This window comes from Amycolatopsis albidoflavus (assembly GCF_039525725.1).
Classification (GTDB): Bacteria; Actinomycetota; Actinomycetes; order Mycobacteriales; family Pseudonocardiaceae; genus Amycolatopsis; species Amycolatopsis albidoflava.
This window is the reverse complement of record NZ_BAAAHV010000022.1, coordinates 799,713-819,903: the sequence shown is the minus strand read 5'-3', so window position 1 is coordinate 819,903 and position 20,191 is coordinate 799,713. Positions and strand designations below refer to the sequence as shown.

The following is a 20,191-nucleotide window of genomic DNA, read 5'->3' as shown; positions in this document are numbered from 1 at the left end:
GGAGACTCATGCTTTACCACGTGCGGATGGACGTCCGCCTTCCCCCGGACCTGGACCCAGCGGTCCGCGACGCCCTCATCGCGCGCGAGAAGGAGTACAGCCAGCAGCTGCAGCGCAGCGGGAAATGGCCGCACATCTGGCGGATCGCGGGCGAGTACGCGAACTACTCGGTGCTGGACGTCGCCGACCACGACGAGCTGCACCGGATCCTGTCGAACCTGCCGCTGTTCCCGTACATGGACATCCAGGTGACCGCCCTCGCGCGGCATCCGTCCAAAGTGGACTGACTCACTCGCCGACCGCGACGACGCGGTCCGCGTGCTCGGCCAGCAGCGGATCGTGGGACGCCACCAACACCGCCGTCCCGCGATCCGCTGCTTGGCGCAAAGCCGTCAGCACCATCTCCGCGTGTGCACGGTCCTGATGCGACGTCGGCTCGTCCGCGAGCAGCACCAACGGGCCTGACGCCAGCGCTCGCGCCACCGCGCCTCGTTGCTGTTCCCCGCGTGAAACCTCGCTCGGCAAGCGGTCGGCCAGCTTCGCCAAGTCCAGGGTTTCCAGCAGTTTCGACTGATCCGGCGGCTCTGTCGCGGTCCGCGCGGCGAAAGCGAGGTTGTCGGCGACCGTCAACTCCTCGAACAGCGCGATCGACTGCGGCACAAAGGCCAGCGCGTGCCACGGCTGCTCTGAAACCGGCACCTCCGGCATCGGCGGGTGCGCAGTGACCGTCCCGCTGTCCGGCGTGTCCCAGCCGCCCGCGATCATCAGCAAAGTGCTTTTGCCCGAGCCGGACGGACCGGTCAGCGCGACCAATTCGCCCGCCGTCAGGTCCAGGCTCGTGTGCCGCAGCACCGGCATTCCGCCGTGGGAACGGCTTACGTCGGACAGACTGAGCAAGGCACTCACCGGACCCTCCCGTCCACGAGTTCCACCACGTCGTCCGCCGCTTCCGCCAGCACGGGGTCGTGCGTCGCGACCACGACGGTCTGGCCAGCCTCAGCCAAAGCACGGAACGCCTCCGCGACCAATCCGGCCGACGAACGGTCCAGTTGCGCGGTCGGTTCGTCCGCCAGCACCGCGTCCGGGTCGCCGACCGCGGCGAAGGCGAGCGCGGTGCGCTGCTGTTCGCCGCCGGAAAGCTGGCGCGGACGGTGGCCGCGGCGGTCGTCCAGGCCCAGCCGGTCGAGCAAGGACAGCGAGAGGCCGGAGCCGCGCATTTTCGCCGCCAGCTCCAGATGTTCTTGCACCGTCAGGTAATCCAGCAGATTGTCGACGGGATTCTGGAACACGTAACCGATCCGCCGCCGCCGTACCGCCCGGCGGGCCCGGGCGGACAACGCGGTGACGTCCGTGCCGCCGACCTCGACCCGGCCCTCGTCCGGCCGTTCCAGGCAGGCCAGCATCCGCAGCAAGGTCGATTTGCCCGATCCGGAAGGCCCGACCAGCGCGGTAATCCGACCGCGCGCGGCGGCGATCGAGACCTCGTGCAATGCGGTCAGCGAACGACCGGCCGTGCGATAGCTGTGGGTCAATCCGGTACCTCGAACAGCATCAGGCAGTGTTTTATCAGGCAGTGTTCGATCAGGCAGTGGTTGATCAGGCACTGTCACGCAACACCTCCGAAGGCAACGCCCGCGCAGCCGCGCGCTGGGCCGCGTAAGTAACGACAAGCGCGACGACCACCGCCGCGAGCAGCAACTGCCCGCCCGGCCCCCACGGAACCGGGATCACGGTGCCCGGCGGCGTCGACGGATCGAGGTCGTAGCCCTCGTAGGTCACCGAGACCGCGATGGCCGCGAACCCGACGCCCACAGCGAATCCGGCCGCCAGCAACCCGCCGACCTCGTAGGCGAGCGCCCGCCAATGCGCACCCGAGGTGATCCCCATCCGGCGCAGCAGCACATACGCGCCGCGGCGGGCGCGCGCCCGGGCGTTGAGATACAACAAGAGTCCAACTAGGACAACCACACCGACCAAAGCGGACACTGCGGTCAGAAACGCGAAGGTGTAAGTGACTCCGCCGTATACGCCGTGCGCGGTGACGTCGGTCGCGCGGCTCACCGTCCCGGCCGGAACCCCGGCTTTGCCCAATTCCGGCAGCACCTGCGCCGGATCGCCGCGCGCCCACAGCTCGCGGTGGACGCTCTCTCCGGCGAACTTGGCGAGAATGTCCTTGCGCAGCAGCAATTCCGGGAACCCGGCGCTCTTCCCGGGCAGCTGCGCCACCGTGACGACGCGCAACGGCAGGTCCTTGCCTCCGATGCTGAGCGTCGCCTGCTCGGGCGCGTCCGGGACCCCGGCGATGATGCCGACCGGGGTGTCGCCGGACATCTGGTCGAGCAGCTCCGCCAGCGTCGGTCCGCTGAAGTGGTCGTCCCAGAACGCGGCTGAGCCGAAGGTCGCCGGGTCGACGCCGAGCACGTTCACCGTCTTGCTGCCCAGGTACGCCGAGTCGTAGCGATCGACCAATGTGGACTGTCCACTGAGGCCGGACGGGATCGCGGCGGGACCGGTCAGATGCACCACGACATCTGAACCGACCACCAGCTGGCCCTCGTCGTCGAGCGTGCGCTGGACGGAGCCGGTGACCGTGGTAGCGAAAATCGAAAGCGCAACCGGGACCGCGGTCGCCCCGACCAGCACGGCTGCCGCAGCCGGCGCCGAAGCGAGCCGTCGCCAGGCCAAGAACGCCACGGCCCGTTCTCGCCGCACCGCGCGTATCCGAGGCAATGTCAGCCGCACGACCCGGGTCACCAGCATCGCCAGCCCCAGCACAAGCAGCAGCGGCACGACGATCAGCCGAGGCGGGATCCGCGCGACCGAACCGGCCTGGCCGAGCCCGGTCTGCGTGCCGTCGCCGAGCGCGAAGTAGCAGACCACCGCGGCGACCAGCGGGAGGATTTCCCACGGCAGATGCCGGATCCGCGAGGTGTGCGCATCGAACATCGCCCGCGTGCGCAGGACGACCGAACCGGCGATCCCGGCGAGCGTCGCCAGGAACGCGACCGCCGCGCCGCCGATCGAATAGCCGAGCGCGGACGGCGTCACCAGCGGGCTCGGCCCCAGCGCGCTGACCAGCCCGCGCGCGGCGAACCAGCCGCCGACAGTGCCGAGCAGCGCGATGGAACCCAGCTCCAGCAACGCTTTCCCGGCCAGCGCGCCCGGCCCGGCCCCGCGCGCGGACAGCACCGCCAATTCGGCCCGGCGGCGTTCGACCCAGAACGACCCGACCGTCGCCGAGATGACCAGCCCGGTCAGCGACCCGGCGACGCCGATCGGCACGACCGTCGAGGCGAGCGAGGATTCGACCTGGTCAGCCCGGTCGGCGATGCCGCGCAGCGACGAGGTGAACTGCATCCGGCCGCGTTGCGCGAACAGGTCGGGCTGGTTCTCGGTGCGCGCCCGTGCCCGTTCCAGCCCGGCGATGGCGGCGGGCGCGTTCTCCGTGGTCAGCCCGTTCTGGTCGACTGAGGCCTCGAGGAAGCTGCCGAGCCCCGAGTCGGCCGGGGTCAGCCCGAACAGCGCGTCCCGCGACACGAACGCCACCGGGAACACCGGAGCCTCGCTCAGCGGATTCGGCCGGTACAGCGACTGCAGATGGCACCAGAACGGCTGGTCAGGCAGCTCGCGCAGGTCCCGGTACACCGCCGCGACCGGCATCGTCGCCACCGGCGCGCCCGGCGGCACGCCCGTCTTCGGAGCCCAGCCGCCCTGGATCACGACCTGGTCGCCCGCGTGCAGCCCGCGCGCCTGCGCGAACTGGCTCGACACCCAGATGCCCGGCCCCTTGCCGCCCTCCAGGACCTGCAGGTGCGCGGCGAAATCGTCCTGGTAGACCAGCCAGGTCGCGGACTGCTCCGGATTCGACGAGCCCGGCCGGACCGGGTTGACCTTCGCGCTGCTGGAGAGCGTCGACCGCACTCCGGACAGCCGTGGCACGTCCCGGGCGGCGTCACGCGCGACAGCGAGCCGGGCGTCGTCGAGCGCCTTCCCGGTCGGCCCCGTGGCACCCGGATACGGCTGGGACATCGGCAGGCCGCCGATCCACTCCGCGCCGACCGCCCACTGGCACGCCCGGTTCATCTGGTCGTGCAGGGTCGCGTTCCCGGCCGAGGACAGGAACAGCGCCACCGCCGCGGCGGGCAGCGCGACGAGCACCGCCGCCGCGATGGCGGCCACTACGACCGCTGGTTGCCGCCACCCCGTTTTCGGCGCCCGCGTCCACGGCGTCGCCCCCCACCCGCGCATCTGCCGAGTCTGCCACGATCCCGGCACCCGCGGGGCGGCGTTGCCCGATGTCCGTGAAGGGCTCCTAGAGGGAATCTGATTCCCTCAAGGAGCCCTTCACGGACGTTCACGGCCCGATGCGAACAGAGCGCGTTTTCCTGAGTACAGAACGCTTACTTCGCCTGCCAAACCGGCGCGCGCTTCTCCACGAACGCCAGCGTCCCCTCGCGGACGTCCTCGCTCGTCATGACCCCGACGGCGTTCTCGCGGGTGTTGTCCCAAGCGCTGTCCTCGGCCGAGATCGCACCGTCCACAATGCCCAGTGCGACGCGTTTGCTGGCCTGCACCGCCAACGGCGCGTTCGCGGCGATCTTCTCCGCCAGCGCCAATGCCTCAGTCAGCACGTCGGCGTCCGGGACCACGTGGTTCACCAGCCCCAGCGTCGCCGCGCGGGCGGCGTCCAGCGGTTCGCCGGTGAACATCATCTCCATCGCGATCTTCTGCGGGATTTGCCTCGGCAGCCGGAACACGCCGCCGGCGGCGGCGAAGAGGCCGCGTTTCACCTCGGGCAGTCCGAATTTCGCCGATTCGGCCGCTACCACCAGGTCGCTGGCCAGCGCGAGTTCGGTGCCGCCGCCGAGGGCGAAGCCGTTGACCGCGGCGATGGTCGGCTTCGAGATCGGGTGCCGCGCGTATCCGGCGAATCCCCATTGCTCGTTGCCCGGCGCGGCGAGCGATTCCCCGCGCGACACGGCTTTCAGGTCGGCTCCGGCGCAGAACGCCCGCTCCCCCGCGCCGGTCAGCACGACGACGCGCGTTTCCGGATCCTGCTCGGCCCGTTCCAGCGCGGTGCCGACGAGTTCGCTCAGCTCGGCGTTGACCGCGTTCATCGCGTGCGGCCGGTTGAGCGTGATCACCAGGACGTGTCCGCGCTGGTCGACGAGCGCGGCCGGGGCGTCATCGGGCATGGTCTGCCTCCTCCGCCGGCGCGAAGACCGGCACCTTCTCGTGGTCAGGGTCGGGACCGGAGGGCACGAAGACTGCCCGCACCGGCAGCTGCCAGAGGTCCGCGTCCGGGTCGGCGTCGAGCCGGCACCACCACCACGGTCCCTCGGCCAGCTCCACGATGCCGACGACCACGCGCTCCGGCTCGCCGCCGTCGCGCGCCCGCTTGTGCACCACCGACCACGACACCACCGTGCCGGTTCCCGCGGCGGCCGTCCACTCCAGATCCTCGTCGGGGTCCGGGACCGTGCGCGGGTCGAGGTATTCGCCGGTGCTGCGCCGCCGCAACAGCCGGAACTCGCCGAGCGCGGTGCCGTCGAAGAACGCCGCGGACTCCTCGTCGCGCGCGACTGGATTGATCCGCACTGTCATCCCTCCGTTCCGAGCACGAGCGTGCTGTGGTGGTCCAGAATGCCGCCGTTGCCGGAAACCAGCACGGTGTCGTGCTTCGGCACCTGACGTTCGCCGCCTTGGCCGCGGGCCTGGATGATCGCCTCGGACAGCGGCGTCATGCCCCACAGGTAGTACGACGACAGCTGGCCGCCGCCGGTGTTCACCGCGAGCTTGCCGTCCGGGCCGAGCATGCCCGGCGTCGCGACGAATTCGCCGCCTTCGCCCTTGCCGCAGAACCCGTAGTCCTCCAGGGTGAGCAGCGCGGTGAAGGTGTAGCAGTCGTAGATTTCGGCGACGTCGATGTCCTCGATGGTCACTCCGGCCATCTCCATCGCCGCCGGACCGGACTGTGCCGCGCCGCTCACGAGGCCGAGATTGTCGTTGCGGCGGAAGGAGTTCCCCGGGTGGGCCTGGCCCCAGCCGAGCACCTGGACGGCAGGTTGGGCCAACGTCGCCGCTCGTTCCGCCGACGTCACGATCACCGCCGCACCGCCGTTCGACACCAGGCAGCAGTCCAGCAGGTGGAACGGTTCCGCGATGAACCGGGACGCTTGATGGTCGGCCAGGGTGATCGGCTCCCGCAGTTGCGCCAGCGGGTTCTTCGCCGCCCACGCGCGCTGGGCGACCGCGATCGCGCCGAGTTGCTCGCTCGTGGTGCCGTAGGTCTTCATGTGCCGTCGCGCGGCGAGAGCGTAGAACGAGTTCGGTCCGGCGAAACCGCTGGAGCCCAGCAAGCTTCCCCAGCCGGTCGGGGTCGTGCGCCGGCCGCCGTAGGCCGCGCCGGTCGCCTTGCCCTGCTTGAGCGGGGCGTCCGCGAACACGCAGGCGACGGTGTCGGCCATGCCCGCCTCGACAGCCATCGCGGCGTACTGCACCATCGCGCCCGCCGTAGAGCCGAACGCCTGCATTTGGGTGAAAAGCCGCAGGTCGCGCAGTCCTAAGTCGACTTGCAGGCTCAGGTCCACTCCGGGCGTCGTTCCGGCGGACACCAGCAGCCCGTCGATGTCGGACAGCCCGATCCCGGCGTCGTCCGCCGCTCGCCGCACCGCCTGCGCGGCGAACTGCCGCGCGCTCGGACCGTAGACTTTGCCCAGCTCAGTGAGCCCGAGACCGGCGATTGCCGCCCTCCGCCGCGCCGGGGTTTCCCGCCTGCTCGTCATCTCGTCGCACTCCGTTCCCGACCGGTGGTCGCCCCTCCACGTTCGCATCCCGCTGACCCGGCGTAAACGACCGGTCGGGACACCGGCAGATGAGCGCCCGCGACACGTGCGCCGATGTCCTTTCCGGAAACCTGCCGGTGTCGGAATCCGTGATGTACATCGCCGTTTTCGCCGCCCAGCATGGGAATCGAGACCCGACGACGGGAAAGGCGGTCCGGCGATGGCGATCAGCGCCGCGGAAACCGAACAGCTGCGGGAGGCGGTGCGCGACCTGCTCGCGGACCGCTGCACGGAGGCGGACGTACGCCGCGTGATGGCGTCCGGCTCCGGCTACGACCCCGAGCTGTGGAAACAGCTGGCTGAGCTGGGGTTGCCCGGCCTGCTGATCGCGACGGAATACGGCGGCGTCGGCCTTGGCGCGGAAGAACTCGAAGCGGTGTCGGAGGAAATCGGGGCGGCGCTGCTGCCGTCGCCGTTTCTGTCCAGTTCGGTGCTGACCGCGACGCTCATCGACGCGGCTGGGTCCGAAGAGGACAAATGCCGTCTGCTGCCCGGGCTCGCCGACGGATCCTCGATCGGAACCGTCGCGATCAGCAGCACCTGGACGCCCGAAAGCGTTGCGGTACAAGCGAACGGAACTCTCACCGGGACCGCGTCCTACGTGACCTTCGGCCAGCTCGCCGACGTCATTCTCGTCGTCGCTCGCACTGACGACGGCATCGGCGTCTTCGAGGTCTCCCCCGACGCGTCCGGCTTCACCCGTACTGCGGCGGAGGTATTCGACCCGACCGTACGGCTGTCTCACTTCGCCTTCGCTGACACACCAGCGCGGCGAGTCGGTACCGCAGGTTGGGAGGCCGTGCAGAAAGCCTTGGACCTCAGCGTCATCGCACTCGCTGGGGAACAAGCGGGCGGCGCTCGCAAGATCTTTGAGACGACCGTCGAATACCTCAAGACCCGCGTGCAGTTCGGCCGCGCGATCGGCAGTTTCCAGGCGATGAAGCACCTCGCCGCGGACCGGCTGCTGGACGTCGAATCCGCGACGTCGGCCGCCCGGCACGCCGCGGCCGACGGCAGCCCGGGCGCGATCGCACTCGCCGGATTCGCCTGCGCGGAAGCGTACGAAACCGTTGCCCTGTCCGCGATCCAGATGCACGGCGGGATCGGCTTCACCTGGGAACACCCAGCGCACCTGTACCTGCGCCGCGCCCGTTCCGGCGCACAGCTGTTCGGCGGCTCGCGGCTGCACCGGGAGCGCTACCTCGTCTCGAAGGGGGCCTGACTCATGACCACCACCCTGCCCACCGCGGACCAGCTCCGGGAAGAAATCCGCGCGTGGCTCGCCGCGGAATGGACCGGGCTCGCCCCCGCCGAGGATCGCTGGAGCACCACCCCGGAACGCGTCGCGTGGCTGGAAAAGGTCGTCGCCGCCGGATACGCCGTGCCGACCTGGCCGGTCGAATGGTCCGGCCGCGGCTACCCGGCTGAACTGGCCGACGTCATCGCCGCCGAGTTCGAGGCAGCGAACGCGCCCGGTGCGCGCCAGGACAAATACAGCATCCCGGCCAACACCGTCCTCGCGTTCGGCACCGAAAAGCTCAAGAACGACCTGCTGCACGACGTCCTCACCGAACGCTCCCGGACCTGCCTGTTCTACAGCGAACCCGGCGCGGGCTCCGACCTCGCCGGCGTCCGCACCACCGCGGTCCGCGACGGCGATCGCTGGATCGTCAACGGCCAGAAGGTCTGGACCTCCGGCGCGAAAACCGCGGACTACGCGCTGCTGATCGCGCGCACCGACTGGGATGTCCCGAAGCACAAGGGCCTCAGCTACTTCGTCGTGCCGATGCACCAGCCCGGCGTCGACATCCGGCCGCTGGTCCAGATCACCGGCGAAGCGCACTTCAACGAGGTCTTCCTGACCGACGTCGAAATCCCGGCGGACTACCTGGTTGGCGAGGAGGGCAAGGGCTGGCGCGTGTTGCAGACCGCGCTGGCGTACGAACGCTCCATCATGGGCGACGGCGCACGGGCGTCGCGGCACGGATCGATCGCCGACGACCTCGTCGAGCTGGCCCGGGACCGCGGCCGCCTCGCCGATCCGGTCATCCGCGACAACCTGGCCACCGTGCTCGCGTTGCGCGAGCTGAACGCGTTGAACAACGCCCGCGCGAAGGCCGCCGCCGAACAGGGCACGTCGAGTTCGGTGATGTCGTTGGGAAAGCTCGCGATGTCCGGCATCCTGCATGCCGAAGGCCGCCTGCGCACTGACATCGCCGGTCCGGAAACGCTGCTAGCCGGGGACGAGAACCCGGTCGCCGACGACGTGAACTTCCTGGCGCTCAACGCGTTTTTCACCTCCATCGGCGGCGGCACCGACCAGATCCAGCGCACCATCATCGCCGAACGCGTCCTCGGCCTGCCCAAGGAACCCGAGATCGACCGCGACCTGCCCTTCCGCGCCGTCCGCCGCAGCTGAGCAATCGAGGAGGCTGGTTCCCTTGTCCGACACCTACGACCCGCCGCTGTCCGGGGTCCGCGTGCTCGATCTGTCCTCCGGCCCGATGACCGCGACCGGACGGCTGCTGGCCGATCTCGGCGCACGCGTCACCCGGGTCGTCCTGCCCGGCGTCACCGACGAACGCACCACCGGACCGGTCGTCGACGGCGTCGCGATCGGCACCGCCATCCACCGGCACGGCTTCGCCCACGCCACCGCCGAACCCGGCTCGCACGGCTGGGAACAGCTGCTGGCGGACGCCGACCTGCTGATCGAGACCACTCCGCCGGGTTCGCCCGCCGAAGAACTCCTCGACCTCCCCGGCCTGCGCACCCGGCATCCCGCGCTGGTCATCCTGTCGATCAGCGACTTCGGCCGCGCCACAACCCGCCGGCACTGGCAGGCTACCACGCCGGTGTTCCACGCGCTGACCGGCGAACTCTCCCGGTCCGGCATCCCCGGCCGCGCGCCGCTGCTGCCGCCCGGCGAACTGCCGTACCACGTCGCCGCCGCGCAAGCCGCGTTCCAGGCGGTGAGCCTGTATCTCGACCGGCTGCGCACCGGACGCGGCGACCGCATCGACTTCTCCGTCCTCGACGGCGCGATGCAGGCGCTGGACCCGGCGTTCGGCATGGTCGGCAGCGCCGCCGCCGGAGTGCCGTTGAGCGATCTGCCGCGCGGACGTACCGAAGAACGCCACCGGTACCCGATTTTCCCTTGCCAGGACGGGTATCTCCGGATCTGCCTGCTGTCGCGACGGCAGTGGCGCGGGATGTTCGAATGGATGGGCAGCCCGGCCGAGTTCGCCGACCCGAAGTACGACCAGGTGCGCGAACGCTACGCGTCGCCGGACCTGCTGCCCGCGATCGGCCGCTTTTTCGCCGACCGCACCCGCTCCGAACTGGAGTGCGAAGGCCAGCGCCACGGCGTGCCGACCGCCGCCGTACTCACGCTCGCCGAGGCCCTGCACACCGACCAGCTCGCCGCCCGCGGCTTCTTCCGCGACGCCGAACTGTCGCCCGGCCTGACCGCGCCAGTCCCGGCCGGAATAGCCGAAATCGACGGACACCGCGCCGTCGCCGGCCCGGACACCGGCGCACGGGTTGCCGCCGCGCCGATCCTCGCCGCTCGCGCCCGTCGCGGCGAAGGCCGGCCGCTGGAAGGAATCCGGGTCCTGGACCTCGGTGTGATCGTGGTCGGCGGCGACACCGGACGGCTCTTCGGCGACCTCGGCGCGGACGTCATCAAGATCGAGAACTCCGCCTTCCCGGACGGTTCCCGCGCCGCGCTGCCGGGCCTGATGTCGCACGGTTTCGCCGCCGGGCACCGCAACAAACGCGCCATCGGCGTCAACCTGCGGGATCCCGAAGGCCAGGCGCTGGTGCGGCGGCTGGTCGCGCAGTCGGACGTCGTGCTGACCAACTTCAAACCCGGCGTCATCGCCTCGCTCGGCCTCGACCGGGCGGCTTTGTCCGAGGTGAACCCCGGGATCGTCGTCGTGGACAGCTCCGCCTTCGGCCCGACCGGCCCATGGGCTCAGCGGCTCGGCTACGGCCCGCTGGTGCGCGCCGCGACCGGACTCACCAGCGAGTGGATCTATCCGGGCGAGCCAGGCACGTTCAGCGACGCCGTCACGGTCTATCCCGATCACGTGTGCGCCCGGATCGGCGCGCTGGCCGCGCTGGCGCTGCTCGTCCGACGCGAACGCACCACGGCGGGCGGGGCGGTGAGCGTCGCGCAGTCCGAGGTGATGCTGAGTCATTTCGCGGACCGGATCGCCGCCGAAGACCTGGCCCGCCGAGGACACTGCTTGGCCGGCCCCGCGCACGACGCCCCTTGGGGCGTGTTCCCGACCGACGGCGACGACGATTGGCTGGCAGTCACCGTCCGCGGCGACGCGGATTGGGGCGCGTTGTGCTCGGTGCTGGACCGCCCCGACCTGGCCGCCGACCCTGGCCTGGCCACCCGGTCCGGCCGAGCCGCTGCCCGCGCCAGGATCGACGCGGCGGTGGCCGAATGGGCGCAGCGGCATTCCGCGTTCGAGGCGATGGATCTGCTGCAGGCCGCCGGCGTTCCGGCCGGGGCCATGCTGCGGGCGGCCGACCTGCCGGAATGGGAGCAGTATCGGGAGCGGCGCGCGTTTCGGGAGGAGCTGCACCCGTACGCGGAGGAGCCGTATGTGCTGGAGAACGTGCAGATCCATGCGGCGCATGTCGCCGATCCGCCGGTGGGGCAGGCTCCGTTGCTGGGCGAGCAGACGTTCGAGGTCGCGGCGGAGTTGCTCGGGTTGGGGGTGGCGGAGACGGCTGGATTGGTGGCGCGCGGGGTGTTGGAGGCGCCGGAGGACAGCGGTGGGCGGGCCGCTCGCGCGGGGTGACGTTTTGACGATCTCGTCGCTCGCCGGATTCCGGCGGCGGCGAGCGCACCGGCCGCCGTCCGAAGCCCGCAGCCTACGCGGCGATTCACCCCGGGCTCTCCGCCAAGCCGCACAGGCCGGGAGCCCCGGCCCGCCCGAATCCCGCGACACCGCACGAACAGGCCGCCTCAGCCAAGCCCCGCAGATCCGCCCAGCCCTCCGCGGACCCGTGCGGTCCCAGCCCGTTCCGACAACCGGCCGAGCTCCCCTTCCCCGCCGTATGATCGCCGAAAACCCGCCCGCCCCGCTGGACATTGGACGATGGAGATCGACTTCACCCGGCTCAAATACTTCGTCGCGGTCGCCGACGAGCTCCACTTCAAGCGCGCGGCGGACCGGCTGCGGATCACCCCTCCGCCGCTCAGCAAGCAGATCAAGCTGCTCGAACGCGAGCTCGGCGGCCCGCTGTTCGAGCGGCACTACCACGAGGTCCGGCTCACCCCGCTCGGCGAAGCGCTTCTCGGCCCGGCGCGGGCGATTCTGCGCCAGGTCGACGGGCTGAAAGACATCGCGGCGGGAGTCCTCGAAGACGGCACTCCGATCCGGGTCGGGGCCACCGCGTACGCGCCGTCGGATCTGCTCGAAGACCTCGAAACCGCGGTCGGCGGGCTGGCCGCTCCGGCGACCTTCGAGGTGGCCGGGTCGGCCGCCGAGGTCACCGCGAAGCTGGTGTCCGGGCATCTGGAACTCGGGCTGATCCACCTCGCCGTCGAGGATCAGCGGCTGCGCGCCCGCACCGTCGCGGAGTACCAGGGCGCGATCGCGGTCCGCGCGGACGATCCGCTCGCCTGCCGCGACCTCGTCCGCATCGAGGAACTGCGCGACCGCGAGGTGGTCATCGACTTCGCCCGGCCGAACCCGGTCATCCTCGCCGCGCTGACCAGGAAACTCGCGAAACGCGGGGTCCGGAACATCGTCCGCGCGGTCAGCGGGCGCGGCGGCGAACTCGAAATGGCCGCGCAGGTGTTCAACCGGCGGCTGGTCGCGCTCGTGTCCTACGCGCCCGCGTCGTTCATCGGCCGGATGTTCTCGCCGCCGGAGTTCAAGCTGGTCCGCATCGACGAGGACGGCTGGGAACCGAGCCGGCTCGCGCTCGCCTGGGCCGCCGACCGGGCCGACGGACCGCCCCGTCCGGCCGACCTCGCCGAGGACCTCTCCGCGAAACTGGGCCCGATTCGCCGCGGCTGACCGAGCCCCGTGGTCACCGAACGTCCACTGTGGACGGCTAGGACTCCACGAACCTGGTCAGCAACCGGCCGAACTCCACGACGTCGCGGCGCGGCCAGCCCCGCAACCGCTCCTCGAGCCGTTCCCGTTGCGCCGCACGGGTAATCGCCAGCGCGCGGTGCCCGTCTTCGGTCAGCTCGAGCCGCTGCCTGCGCGAATGCCGCGGATCCGGGCCGCGCACCAGCAGCCCGGCGGTCTCCAGCTCCGCCAGCTGCCTGCTCACCGTCGAGGGGTCGAGCCCGTACTCCTGAGCGAGATCCGCCGCGTGCGCGCAGTCCGCGAGGTCGATCGAGGACAGCATGGTGTACGGCACGAACCCGAGCCCCTCGTACAGTTCGTTCGAGCGGACCCGGGACCCGCGGGAAAACAGGATCATCGCGCGGTGGATAGCGTCCAGGGCATCGCCGTCGCGGTCTTCTCCCGGCATGTCCCCGCATGCTAGAGATGCACCATACAACTGTCAACGCGGCTCGGCGGCGATCCCCCCGGCCGAGCAGATCGTCCGCGTCCGCCCCGGCCTCCTCAAGCAGCGCACGGGTATGCGCGCCGAACGCCGGAACGTCGCCCATCCGAGCCTCGACGTCCGCGAAGGTCACCGGCGGCAGCAGCGCGTCGACCGTGGCGTGTTCGGTGCCGATCGTCCGCCAGCGGTCGCGGGCGCGCAGCTGCGGGTCGGCTACGACGTCGGCCACCTGTTTTACTTGTGCGGCAGGGATTCCGGCCTCGGCCAGCCGCTCGTCCAGGTCCGCTGTGGACCATCGGGCGGTTTCGGCGGCGACTGCCGCGTCGCATTCCGCGCGGTGCTTCACCCGCTGGACATTTGTGGTGAATCGCGGGTCTTCGGCCAGGTGCGGAGCTTCCAGGACTGAGGTGACCAGGGTTCGCCAGCCGCTGTCGTTCTGGACGCCGATCAGCATCTGGCCGTCTTTCGTCGGAAACGCGTCGTAGGGGGCGATCGAGGCGTGGCTCAGGCCCATCCGCGCGGGCTGGCGGCCGGAGTACATCTGGCTGTACATCGCGTAGCCCATCCACTCGACAGTCGCTTCGAGCATCGTCACCTCGATTGCCGCGCCTTGGCCGGTTCGCACGCGGCGCAGGAGGGCGGCCAGGACCGCTTGCGCGCAGTACATTCCGGAGGCGATGTCGGAGGTGGGGATGCCGGTTTTGACTGGGGTTTCCGGGGTGCCGGTGATGCCGATCAGGCCTGCTTCGGCTTGCACGAGCATGTCGTAGGCCTTGCGTTGTTCCCTCGGGCCGCCGGCACCGTAGCCGGAGAGGTCTACCGCGATGAGTTCAGAGTGGCTGGAGCGGAGGTCGGCGGCGCTGAAGCCCAGGCGGGCGGCTGCGCCTGGGGCCAGGTTTTGGACGAAGACGTCTGCTTGGGCGATAAGCCGCTTGACCACGTCGCGGCCTTCGTTGGTTTTCAGGTCTATGGCTAGGGATTCTTTGCCACGGTTGAGCCAGACGAAGTGGGCGCCGGTGCCGTGGACTACGTGGTCGTACTCGCGGGCGAAGTCTCCGCCGTCTGCTCGTTCGACCTTGATCACGCGCGCGCCGAGATCGGCGAGAGTGCGGGTGGCCAGCGGGGCGGCGACGGCCTGTTCGATGGAGACGACGGTGAATCCGTCCAGCGGGAGGTTGGCGGGGGCTGGGTGCATGCCCCTTACTATTCCTCGACTTTCGGCGGCACGCTGGGGTGAGCCGTGCTGCGGCGGGTCGTGAGGGGAACCCTGCGGGAATCAGAGTCCGTGAAGGTTCCCCTCACGGAACGAGTCAGCCGCGTGGGTCGAAAGGGATCCCGGAGGGCTTCGACTTCTCCAGCAGGTCCTGGTACCGGCCCTCGCTGATCTTGATCGTCGCGGCGCCGAAATCGGCGGCCATCAGGCGGTCGCGCAAGGTGGTCGACGGCCAGCCGTCCCAGCCGACCAGGGGTGGGTACCGCCAGGTGTGGTAGTGGTTTTCCGGAGGTTCGTCGTGGGCGTCGGCAAGGCGGAAGAAGTGCGTGCCGGGACCGTCCTTGTGGTAGACGGCCTTCGGGTGGGTGCCGTCGAAGGCCACCTTTGAGCGCGGGTACGTCACCTGCGACGAGTGCTGCGTGGTCGTCACGTACTCGACCTGGCTCGACGACTGGTCGATCCACGAGATCACGTGCTCCCAGTCGTGCCGGTGCCCGCCCAGGCCGCTGCCGTCCACTGCCTGGTCCTTTTCGAAGTAGCTCGCGTAGACGACCGCGCACCAGCCGTGGTCGCAGGTCGACCGGGAGTAGGTCTGGGAGTTGTCGAGGTCGGACTTGTCGTGGCAGTTGCCGTTGACCGCGCCGGTCGTTTTGAGGCCCGGCGCCAGCGTGCCGTCCGGGCCGATCGCCGGCGTGGCGTAGCAACCGTCGCCGTCGTAGTCGTAGGCGGGCGAGAAGGTCTGCTCGTACCCGTTGGCGTTCTGCGGCAGGTTGTGCGGCGGATCGGCGTACGCCGCGGACACCGGGAACAGCAGCGCCATGGCCACCGCCACCGTCACGATCGGGAGTTTCCTCATGTCCGGATGGTGACATCGCGAACGCGGACGGTGAAGGGGCGCAAGGGAAGCATTCGATGGCCGCACGGCCCTTCAGTCCGCGAGCACCTCCGCGCCCCGGTGCACGCGCAGCAGGTCGGCCCGCACGAGGTCGGCCAGCAGGCGTTCCTCCTCGTCCACGTCGACCGGACGTGCGGGCAGTTCTCCGCTGCCCGCCAGCGCGCCCGCGGCCGCCGAGGCGAAAGAAGCCATGGTCGGCGACTGGCCGTCTCGCTGGAGCAGCGCGCCCGCCGACGCGGCGAGGCCGCGCAATCCCTGTCCGGCTTCCTCCAGCGCTTCTCGTTGCTCCGACGAGGGCTCCCGGCTGCCGGGTTCCGGGCTCAGCAGGTCCTGGTGCGTTCGCGCGGCCGCGCGGAATCGCAGACCGACCTCGCGTCGTCCTCCCCCGCCGCGCAGCCGTTCCGCCACTGACGCCAGCAGTTCGCCGGTCTCGGCGACGGCTTCGGAAAAGCGTTGCGCCACTGAAGGTTTCGGCACACCAGGCACCGCGGCGAAGCCGAACAACAGCCCGATCACCACCGCCAGCGCCACCAGCAGCAGGTACTCCACGAGCACCGAAAGCGCGTCCAGATGTCGCGTCGTGGCGTTCATCCCGACGCTCATCAGCACCATGCAGCCGTTGAACACCATCGGTTTCACCTGCATGAACGGGAATCCGACGAGCAGCGCGACAATTCCCAGCGGCAGCAACGCCCCTGGCGGCAACAGCCACAGCGCGACCGCCAGCACCACGGCCCCGGCCGCGGCACCGGCGGCGCGCTGCCACGCCTTCGCCAGCGTGTCCCGCCATTCCGGCTGCATGAGGGCGAAGGTCGTCATGAGGAATGACACCGTGAGCGGGTCGCCGGGCCGGAACGTCGCGATCACCGCCGCGACCAGCATGCCCAGCGCACACCGCACCGCGTGCCGCAATTGCGCGGACCGCCACGAGAACACCCCGGTCGCTTCGCGTCGCAGTGCCTCGCGGACGAGATGCCGCGGGAAGTCCACAATGGACTCGTCGCGGGCCAGTACCGCTTCCCGGATCGCGGACAAGCCTGCCCAGGCTTCGTCGAGCAATGCGCTGGTGTCCCCGGGCAACGCGACGTCCGGGTCGATCCGTTCGATCTCCGGCGGATCCGAAACGGCCTTGGCCCGTACGGCTTCCGCAAGCGCCGCGACCTGTTCGTCCGCGGCGTCGAGCACCCGGGACACCGCCGTCGCTTGCTCCTCGTCGAACGCGCGCAGCCGGTCCCGCAGCAATGCCGCCGTCCCGTGATACCGCGCTCCACCGGCGAGAACCCGCGCCTGCCACGCTCGCGGCCGGTCGGTCACCCACAATCGCACCGCCCGCTCCGCGCTCGCGCGATCCGGACCGGCGAGTGCGTCGGCCAGCGCGGTGCGGGTCGGTTTGCCGGGATCGCGCAAGCCCATCAGCAACCGCAGCACGAAGACGACTCCGACGGCCAGCGCCGGAGCACAGATGATCTGCACCGGGCTGGCCGCGCCGCTCAACTGGAAGCCGTAGCCGAACACCGAAGCCATGCCGAGCCCGAGCCCGACCGTCACGTACCGCGACCCGAGCGCGGGCACCACCGCCGCCGCGAACACCACCAGCACCAGCAGCGCGATCGACGCGACCGGCGACACCTCGCCCAGCAACCGCGGCCCGGCCCCGCCGATCACCACCGCGGGCGCGAACGCGGCGAGCAGCAGCAGGTCCGGCCGCAGCGGCCCGCCGGTGGCGGCGATGAAGCAGAACAACGCGGTCAGCCCGGCCAGCATCGCCGTCCCGCCGAGCCCGAGCGCCACCCCGAGCCCGGCCGTGCCGCCGACGACCACCAGAATCGCCACGAGCATCCCGCCGCCGCGCGCAATCGCGTTCATTCCGCCCCGTTCCGTCACCGCGCAATGCCGCCGGGTAGCCTCGCACGCCGCGACCGCGCGCCGGACAGCGACTCGCCAGCGGCGGGTCAGACAGTCGCGCGCGCCGGCGGCAGCGTCAGCAAGTTGTGCACCTCGCTGTGCTCCGACCCCGGCAGCCCGTCCAACGCCCGCAACGCCGAGGCCCGCGCCGCCACCTCGGCCTCGGTCCGCGGCGACATCAGCGCCGACCCGCCCGTCGCCAATGCCTGATTTGCCTCCACGAACTCCCGCGACCGCTTCTCGTACGCCGCGAAAGCGACGTCGTGCGGAGCGTCCGCCAGCTCGTAGGCCAGCAGGTACGCGCCGATCATCGCGAGGCTCGACCCCTGCCCGGACAGGAACGACGTCGCGTGCGCGGCGTCCCCGGCCAGCGCGACGCGGCCTTTCGACCACACCGGCAGGTGAATCTGGCTGACCACGTCGAAGAACAGATCGTCGGCCGAGCGCATCGCCTCCACCATCCGCGGCACCTCCCAGCCGAAGCCCTCGAAGCGGCTGGCGACCAGATCGCGCTGAGCGTCCGGGTCGGCGAACGCCTCGAAGGGCGCGTCGGCGCGGGTGAACACCAGGAACCCGTGCACCTGGTCGCGGTCGTGGTCGCCCGCGGCGTAGAGCGACGCCGACCGGCCCGCTACCGCCCAGGACATGCCCTCGTGCGACAGGCCGAGATAGTTCGGCAGGGTGAATCCGGCGAAGCAGTAGCCGAGGTAACGGTGGAACGGCTCCTCCGGCCCGAAGGCGAGCGAACGGGTCTTCGAGTGCAGTCCGTCCGCGCCGATGACCAGGTCGAACGTCTGGCTCCGGCCGCTGGAGAAGGTCACGTCGACCCTGTCGCCGCGGTCGTCCAGCGCGGCGATCGACTCCGAGAAGCGGAACTCGACGTCGTCGCGGACCGCGTCGTACAGCGCGCTGGTGAGGTCGCCGCGGGCCAGTTCGATGTCATACCCGGATTCATCCCCGGTGATCACGGTCGGTGCGACGCTGTTCAGAACGCCGCCGTCCCCGTCGAGGAACGTCAGCCGCCGGGTGTCGACGTGCCGCGCCCGCACCGTCTCCTCCAGCCCCATCCGCCGCAACACCTCGACCGCCGGGCCGCGCATGTCGATCGGATACCCGCCGCCGCGCACGGCCGACGCCTTCTCCACCACGGTGACCGCGAAGCCGTACCGGTTCAGCCAGTACGCCAGCGCCGGGCCCGCGATGCTCGCCCCCGAGATCAGCACACTCCTGTTCATGGTTCTCCCCTTCGCCTCGGCAGGCGGTAGATGCCTACCTTAGGTATCATTTTCGAGACCGGCCGGAACCGCCTCGTGCGATCCCGGTGAGCCAACTGTATACCTAACTTAGGTATCTAATCAAGGAGCCCGCGATGTCCGCCGTCCCTTCCCTGCTCCGGGACCTGCTTCCCCGGCTGAACGAGCTGAGCGGGTCGCTGCGCCGGGGCAAGCTGTTCGAGCGCGCGGTCGAGGCCACCGGGCTGCCGCTGGAACGGCCGGCGATGACCGTGCTCGGCATCCTGCACATCGAGGGGAAACCGCTGCGGGTCGGCGAGATCGCGACCCGGATGAACGTCGTCGGGCCGCACGTGACGCGGCAGGTGCAGGGGCTGGAAAGCCGCGGGCTGGTGCGGCGCGTGGCCGACCCGGACGACCAGCGGGCCCGGCTGATCGAGCTGACCCCGGAAGGAAAAACCGCCTCCGAACGCTACGTCGGCGTGATCGAGGGCTGGTTCGCCGGCGCGATGAGCGACTGGACAGCGGAAGACCGCCAGCTCCTCGACCGGCTGGTGACCCGGCTGGTCGAGGACCTGACGGCCCGGTTGTCCGATTTGGACTGAAGCGGTTTACCGCGACAGCCGCAGGAACTCCTGCTGCTCGCGGTCGTAGCGCTGGGTGAGGCCGTTTCCGTAGCGGTCCCACCAGTTCTGCGTGTGTCCGTTCTGGCGGGTGGTCGTGTCGCCGTAGACCTCCCGGTCGTATTCGATCCGGGCGTCGTGGAACTGCTGCTGGAATTCCTGCGGCGACAGGCCCTGCAGCTGCTGCACCGCGGCCGGGTCGAGCGTGCGCGCGCTCTGCACGATGTCCGCGCCGCCCATGTGGTTCAGGATCGCCCGGACGCCGCCCGCGCCGCGCATGTGCGCGCCGGACATGATCGCGGCCTGGGTGCCCGCGTCGGAGAATTCCAGCGCCCCGGCGTGCCGCGCGTTCGCGGTCATGAGCTGCGCGACCACGGCGTGCTCCTCGGCGCTGCCGATGCCGTACTGCTGGCGGGCGGCCATGATCTGGTCGTAGCCGTTGTGCATGTTCTGCCGGAAGCCGTACGCCTCCGGCACCCCGCCCTGTTCGCCGGTCGCGCCCTCGGACCGCATGATCGAATCGACGACCCGGTCGTCCAGCTGCTGCGGTGCGGCACCCCCAGCAGCCGCACCGCCGCCGCCGGCCGCCCCTGCTCCCCCGCCGCCCGTTCCGCCGCCGTAGCCCTGTGCCACCGCGGTGTCGGCGTCGGCGTAGTTCTGCGCCGCGTGCTGGACTTTGCCGTTGACCTGTTCGATCAGCTTCACGAAATCGCCGAGCGACGACACGAGTTTCGACTGCAGCAAGGTGTTCGCCGCGGCGACCCCGCTGCCGATGCCCGCGAACGACAAGGCGTCGATCACGAGCGTCTCGAGGTCGCGCACGGCCGAGAACGCCGCTGAGCCGAGGCCTTCCACGTTCTTCACGATCGCCGACACCTCGGCCGGCAGCACCCGGTAGGTTCCCGCTGTCATGCCAGTGACCATCGCGCACC

Annotated in this window: 18 protein-coding genes and 1 pseudogene; 7 read left to right on the top strand and 12 right to left on the bottom strand. The window is 70.4% G+C overall.

Translation table 11 applies throughout. From position 1 onward, the window contains the following. Window positions 1–8 precede the first annotated feature (8 nt). The gene (gene catC, locus ABD156_RS36895; RefSeq protein WP_344285073.1) at window positions 9–287 is read left to right on the top strand and encodes a muconolactone Delta-isomerase; all 279 of its coding nucleotides are present in this window, start codon (window positions 9–11) and stop codon (window positions 285–287) included. A 1-nt stretch (window position 288) separates the two neighbouring features. Here the strand turns inward: catC and ABD156_RS36890 are convergent, their stop codons facing one another. The 6 genes from ABD156_RS36890 to ABD156_RS36865 all read right to left on the bottom strand — a co-directional run bounded on the left by ABD156_RS36890 (window position 289) and on the right by ABD156_RS36865 (window position 6,785). After that, on the bottom strand, window positions 289–906 hold the full coding sequence (locus tag ABD156_RS36890; RefSeq protein ID WP_344285071.1) for an ABC transporter ATP-binding protein: 618 nt from the start codon (window positions 904–906) through the stop codon (window positions 289–291). Further along, window positions 903–1,532, bottom strand: coding sequence for an ABC transporter ATP-binding protein (locus tag ABD156_RS36885; protein WP_344285069.1), 630 nt, complete (start codon window positions 1,530–1,532; stop codon window positions 903–905). The genes ABD156_RS36890 and ABD156_RS36885 overlap by 4 nt, the downstream gene beginning before the upstream one ends. Window positions 1,533–1,596: 64 nt before the next feature. Beyond that, window positions 1,597–4,248, bottom strand: coding sequence for an FtsX-like permease family protein (locus ABD156_RS36880; protein ID WP_344285066.1), 2,652 nt, complete (start codon window positions 4,246–4,248; stop codon window positions 1,597–1,599). Window positions 4,249–4,400: 152 nt separating this feature from the next. Beyond that, a complete protein-coding gene (locus tag ABD156_RS36875) occupies window positions 4,401–5,195 on the bottom strand; it encodes a crotonase/enoyl-CoA hydratase family protein (RefSeq protein WP_344285063.1) in 795 nt (264 codons plus the stop codon). Continuing rightward, on the bottom strand, window positions 5,185–5,604 hold the full coding sequence (locus ABD156_RS36870; RefSeq protein ID WP_344285060.1) for a Zn-ribbon domain-containing OB-fold protein: 420 nt from the start codon (window positions 5,602–5,604) through the stop codon (window positions 5,185–5,187). Before ABD156_RS36870 ends, ABD156_RS36875 begins: the two co-directional genes overlap by 11 nt. Beyond that, window positions 5,601–6,785, bottom strand: a complete 1,185-nt coding sequence (locus tag ABD156_RS36865) for a thiolase family protein (RefSeq protein ID WP_344285057.1) — start codon at window positions 6,783–6,785, stop codon at window positions 5,601–5,603. The genes ABD156_RS36870 and ABD156_RS36865 overlap by 4 nt, the downstream gene beginning before the upstream one ends. Window positions 6,786–7,005: 220 nt before the next feature. On the opposite strand from ABD156_RS36865, the gene ABD156_RS36860 reads away from it, so the two are divergent. The 4 genes from ABD156_RS36860 to ABD156_RS36845 all read left to right on the top strand — a co-directional run bounded on the left by ABD156_RS36860 (window position 7,006) and on the right by ABD156_RS36845 (window position 12,889). After that, the gene (locus ABD156_RS36860; RefSeq protein WP_344285055.1) at window positions 7,006–8,067 is read left to right on the top strand and encodes an acyl-CoA dehydrogenase family protein; all 1,062 of its coding nucleotides are present in this window, start codon (window positions 7,006–7,008) and stop codon (window positions 8,065–8,067) included. 3 nt (window positions 8,068–8,070) lie between these two features. Next, window positions 8,071–9,264 carry an acyl-CoA dehydrogenase family protein gene (locus ABD156_RS36855; RefSeq protein ID WP_344285052.1) on the top strand — a complete coding sequence of 398 codons (1,194 nt, stop codon included), beginning with the start codon at window positions 8,071–8,073 and terminating at the stop codon, window positions 9,262–9,264. A gap of 22 nt (window positions 9,265–9,286) precedes the next feature. Next, window positions 9,287–11,662, top strand: coding sequence for a CaiB/BaiF CoA-transferase family protein (locus ABD156_RS36850; protein WP_344285049.1), 2,376 nt, complete (start codon window positions 9,287–9,289; stop codon window positions 11,660–11,662). Between the two features lie 300 nt (window positions 11,663–11,962). Continuing rightward, entirely contained in the window at window positions 11,963–12,889 is a 927-nt protein-coding gene (locus tag ABD156_RS36845; protein WP_344285046.1) for a LysR family transcriptional regulator, read from the top strand. A gap of 37 nt (window positions 12,890–12,926) precedes the next feature. Here the strand turns inward: ABD156_RS36845 and ABD156_RS36840 are convergent, their stop codons facing one another. Both ABD156_RS36840 and ABD156_RS36835 read right to left on the bottom strand, forming a co-directional pair. Continuing rightward, entirely contained in the window at window positions 12,927–13,355 is a 429-nt protein-coding gene (locus ABD156_RS36840) for a MarR family winged helix-turn-helix transcriptional regulator (protein ID WP_344285044.1), read from the bottom strand. Window positions 13,356–13,410: 55 nt separating this feature from the next. After that, window positions 13,411–14,511, bottom strand: a pseudogene (locus ABD156_RS36835) (CaiB/BaiF CoA transferase family protein); the annotation flags it as partial. Here ABD156_RS36835 and ABD156_RS36830 point away from each other — a divergent pair. Further along, window positions 14,413–14,628, top strand: a complete 216-nt coding sequence (locus ABD156_RS36830) for a hypothetical protein (protein WP_344285042.1) — start codon at window positions 14,413–14,415, stop codon at window positions 14,626–14,628. The pseudogene ABD156_RS36835 and the gene ABD156_RS36830 overlap by 99 nt on opposite strands. A 73-nt stretch (window positions 14,629–14,701) precedes the next feature. On the opposite strand, the gene ABD156_RS36825 is transcribed toward ABD156_RS36830, so the two are convergent. The 3 genes from ABD156_RS36825 to ABD156_RS36815 form a co-directional block, all read right to left on the bottom strand. After that, complete coding sequence (locus tag ABD156_RS36825; protein ID WP_344285039.1) at window positions 14,702–15,460, bottom strand: NPP1 family protein; 759 nt, start codon at window positions 15,458–15,460, stop codon at window positions 14,702–14,704. Window positions 15,461–15,532: 72 nt separating this feature from the next. Continuing rightward, window positions 15,533–17,365: an FUSC family protein gene (locus ABD156_RS36820; RefSeq protein ID WP_344285036.1), complete on the bottom strand. Its 1,833-nt coding sequence runs from the start codon at window positions 17,363–17,365 to the stop codon at window positions 15,533–15,535. A gap of 86 nt (window positions 17,366–17,451) precedes the next feature. Next, window positions 17,452–18,639 (bottom strand): FAD-dependent monooxygenase, encoded by a 1,188-nt coding sequence (locus tag ABD156_RS36815; protein ID WP_344285033.1) that lies wholly within the window; start codon window positions 18,637–18,639, stop codon window positions 17,452–17,454. Between the two features lie 134 nt (window positions 18,640–18,773). Here ABD156_RS36815 and ABD156_RS36810 point away from each other — a divergent pair, with 134 nt between their 5' ends. Beyond that, the gene (locus ABD156_RS36810) at window positions 18,774–19,241 is read left to right on the top strand and encodes a MarR family winged helix-turn-helix transcriptional regulator (RefSeq protein ID WP_344285031.1); all 468 of its coding nucleotides are present in this window, start codon (window positions 18,774–18,776) and stop codon (window positions 19,239–19,241) included. Window positions 19,242–19,247: 6 nt separating this feature from the next. Here the strand turns inward: ABD156_RS36810 and ABD156_RS36805 are convergent, their stop codons facing one another. Further along, window positions 19,248–20,171, bottom strand: coding sequence for a hypothetical protein (locus ABD156_RS36805; RefSeq protein ID WP_344285028.1), 924 nt, complete (start codon window positions 20,169–20,171; stop codon window positions 19,248–19,250). Window positions 20,172–20,191 lie beyond the last annotated feature (20 nt).

What these genes read in the sequence shown, in the direction of transcription:
- ABD156_RS36870 (WP_344285060.1), bottom strand. Translation starts at nt 5,604, where the DNA reads ATGACAGTGCGGATCAATCCAGTCGCGCGCGACGAGGAGTCCGCGGCG.
- ABD156_RS36865 (WP_344285057.1), bottom strand. Translation starts at nt 6,785, where the DNA reads ATGACGAGCAGGCGGGAAACCCCGGCGCGGCGGAGGGCGGCAATCGCC.
- ABD156_RS36810 (WP_344285031.1), top strand. Translation starts at nt 18,774, where the DNA reads ATGTCCGCCGTCCCTTCCCTGCTCCGGGACCTGCTTCCCCGGCTGAAC.
- ABD156_RS36825 (WP_344285039.1), bottom strand. Translation starts at nt 15,460, where the DNA reads ATGAGGAAACTCCCGATCGTGACGGTGGCGGTGGCCATGGCGCTGCTG.
- ABD156_RS36855 (WP_344285052.1), top strand. Translation starts at nt 8,071, where the DNA reads ATGACCACCACCCTGCCCACCGCGGACCAGCTCCGGGAAGAAATCCGC.
- ABD156_RS36820 (WP_344285036.1), bottom strand. Translation starts at nt 17,365, where the DNA reads ATGAACGCGATTGCGCGCGGCGGCGGGATGCTCGTGGCGATTCTGGTG.
- ABD156_RS36815 (WP_344285033.1), bottom strand. Translation starts at nt 18,639, where the DNA reads ATGAACAGGAGTGTGCTGATCTCGGGGGCGAGCATCGCGGGCCCGGCG.
- ABD156_RS36840 (WP_344285044.1), bottom strand. Translation starts at nt 13,355, where the DNA reads ATGCCGGGAGAAGACCGCGACGGCGATGCCCTGGACGCTATCCACCGC.
- ABD156_RS36875 (WP_344285063.1), bottom strand. Translation starts at nt 5,195, where the DNA reads ATGCCCGATGACGCCCCGGCCGCGCTCGTCGACCAGCGCGGACACGTC.
- ABD156_RS36860 (WP_344285055.1), top strand. Translation starts at nt 7,006, where the DNA reads ATGGCGATCAGCGCCGCGGAAACCGAACAGCTGCGGGAGGCGGTGCGC.
- catC (WP_344285073.1), top strand. Translation starts at nt 9, where the DNA reads ATGCTTTACCACGTGCGGATGGACGTCCGCCTTCCCCCGGACCTGGAC.
- ABD156_RS36805 (WP_344285028.1), bottom strand. Translation starts at nt 20,171, where the DNA reads ATGACAGCGGGAACCTACCGGGTGCTGCCGGCCGAGGTGTCGGCGATC.
- ABD156_RS36845 (WP_344285046.1), top strand. Translation starts at nt 11,963, where the DNA reads ATGGAGATCGACTTCACCCGGCTCAAATACTTCGTCGCGGTCGCCGAC.
- ABD156_RS36880 (WP_344285066.1), bottom strand. Translation starts at nt 4,248, where the DNA reads ATGCGCGGGTGGGGGGCGACGCCGTGGACGCGGGCGCCGAAAACGGGG.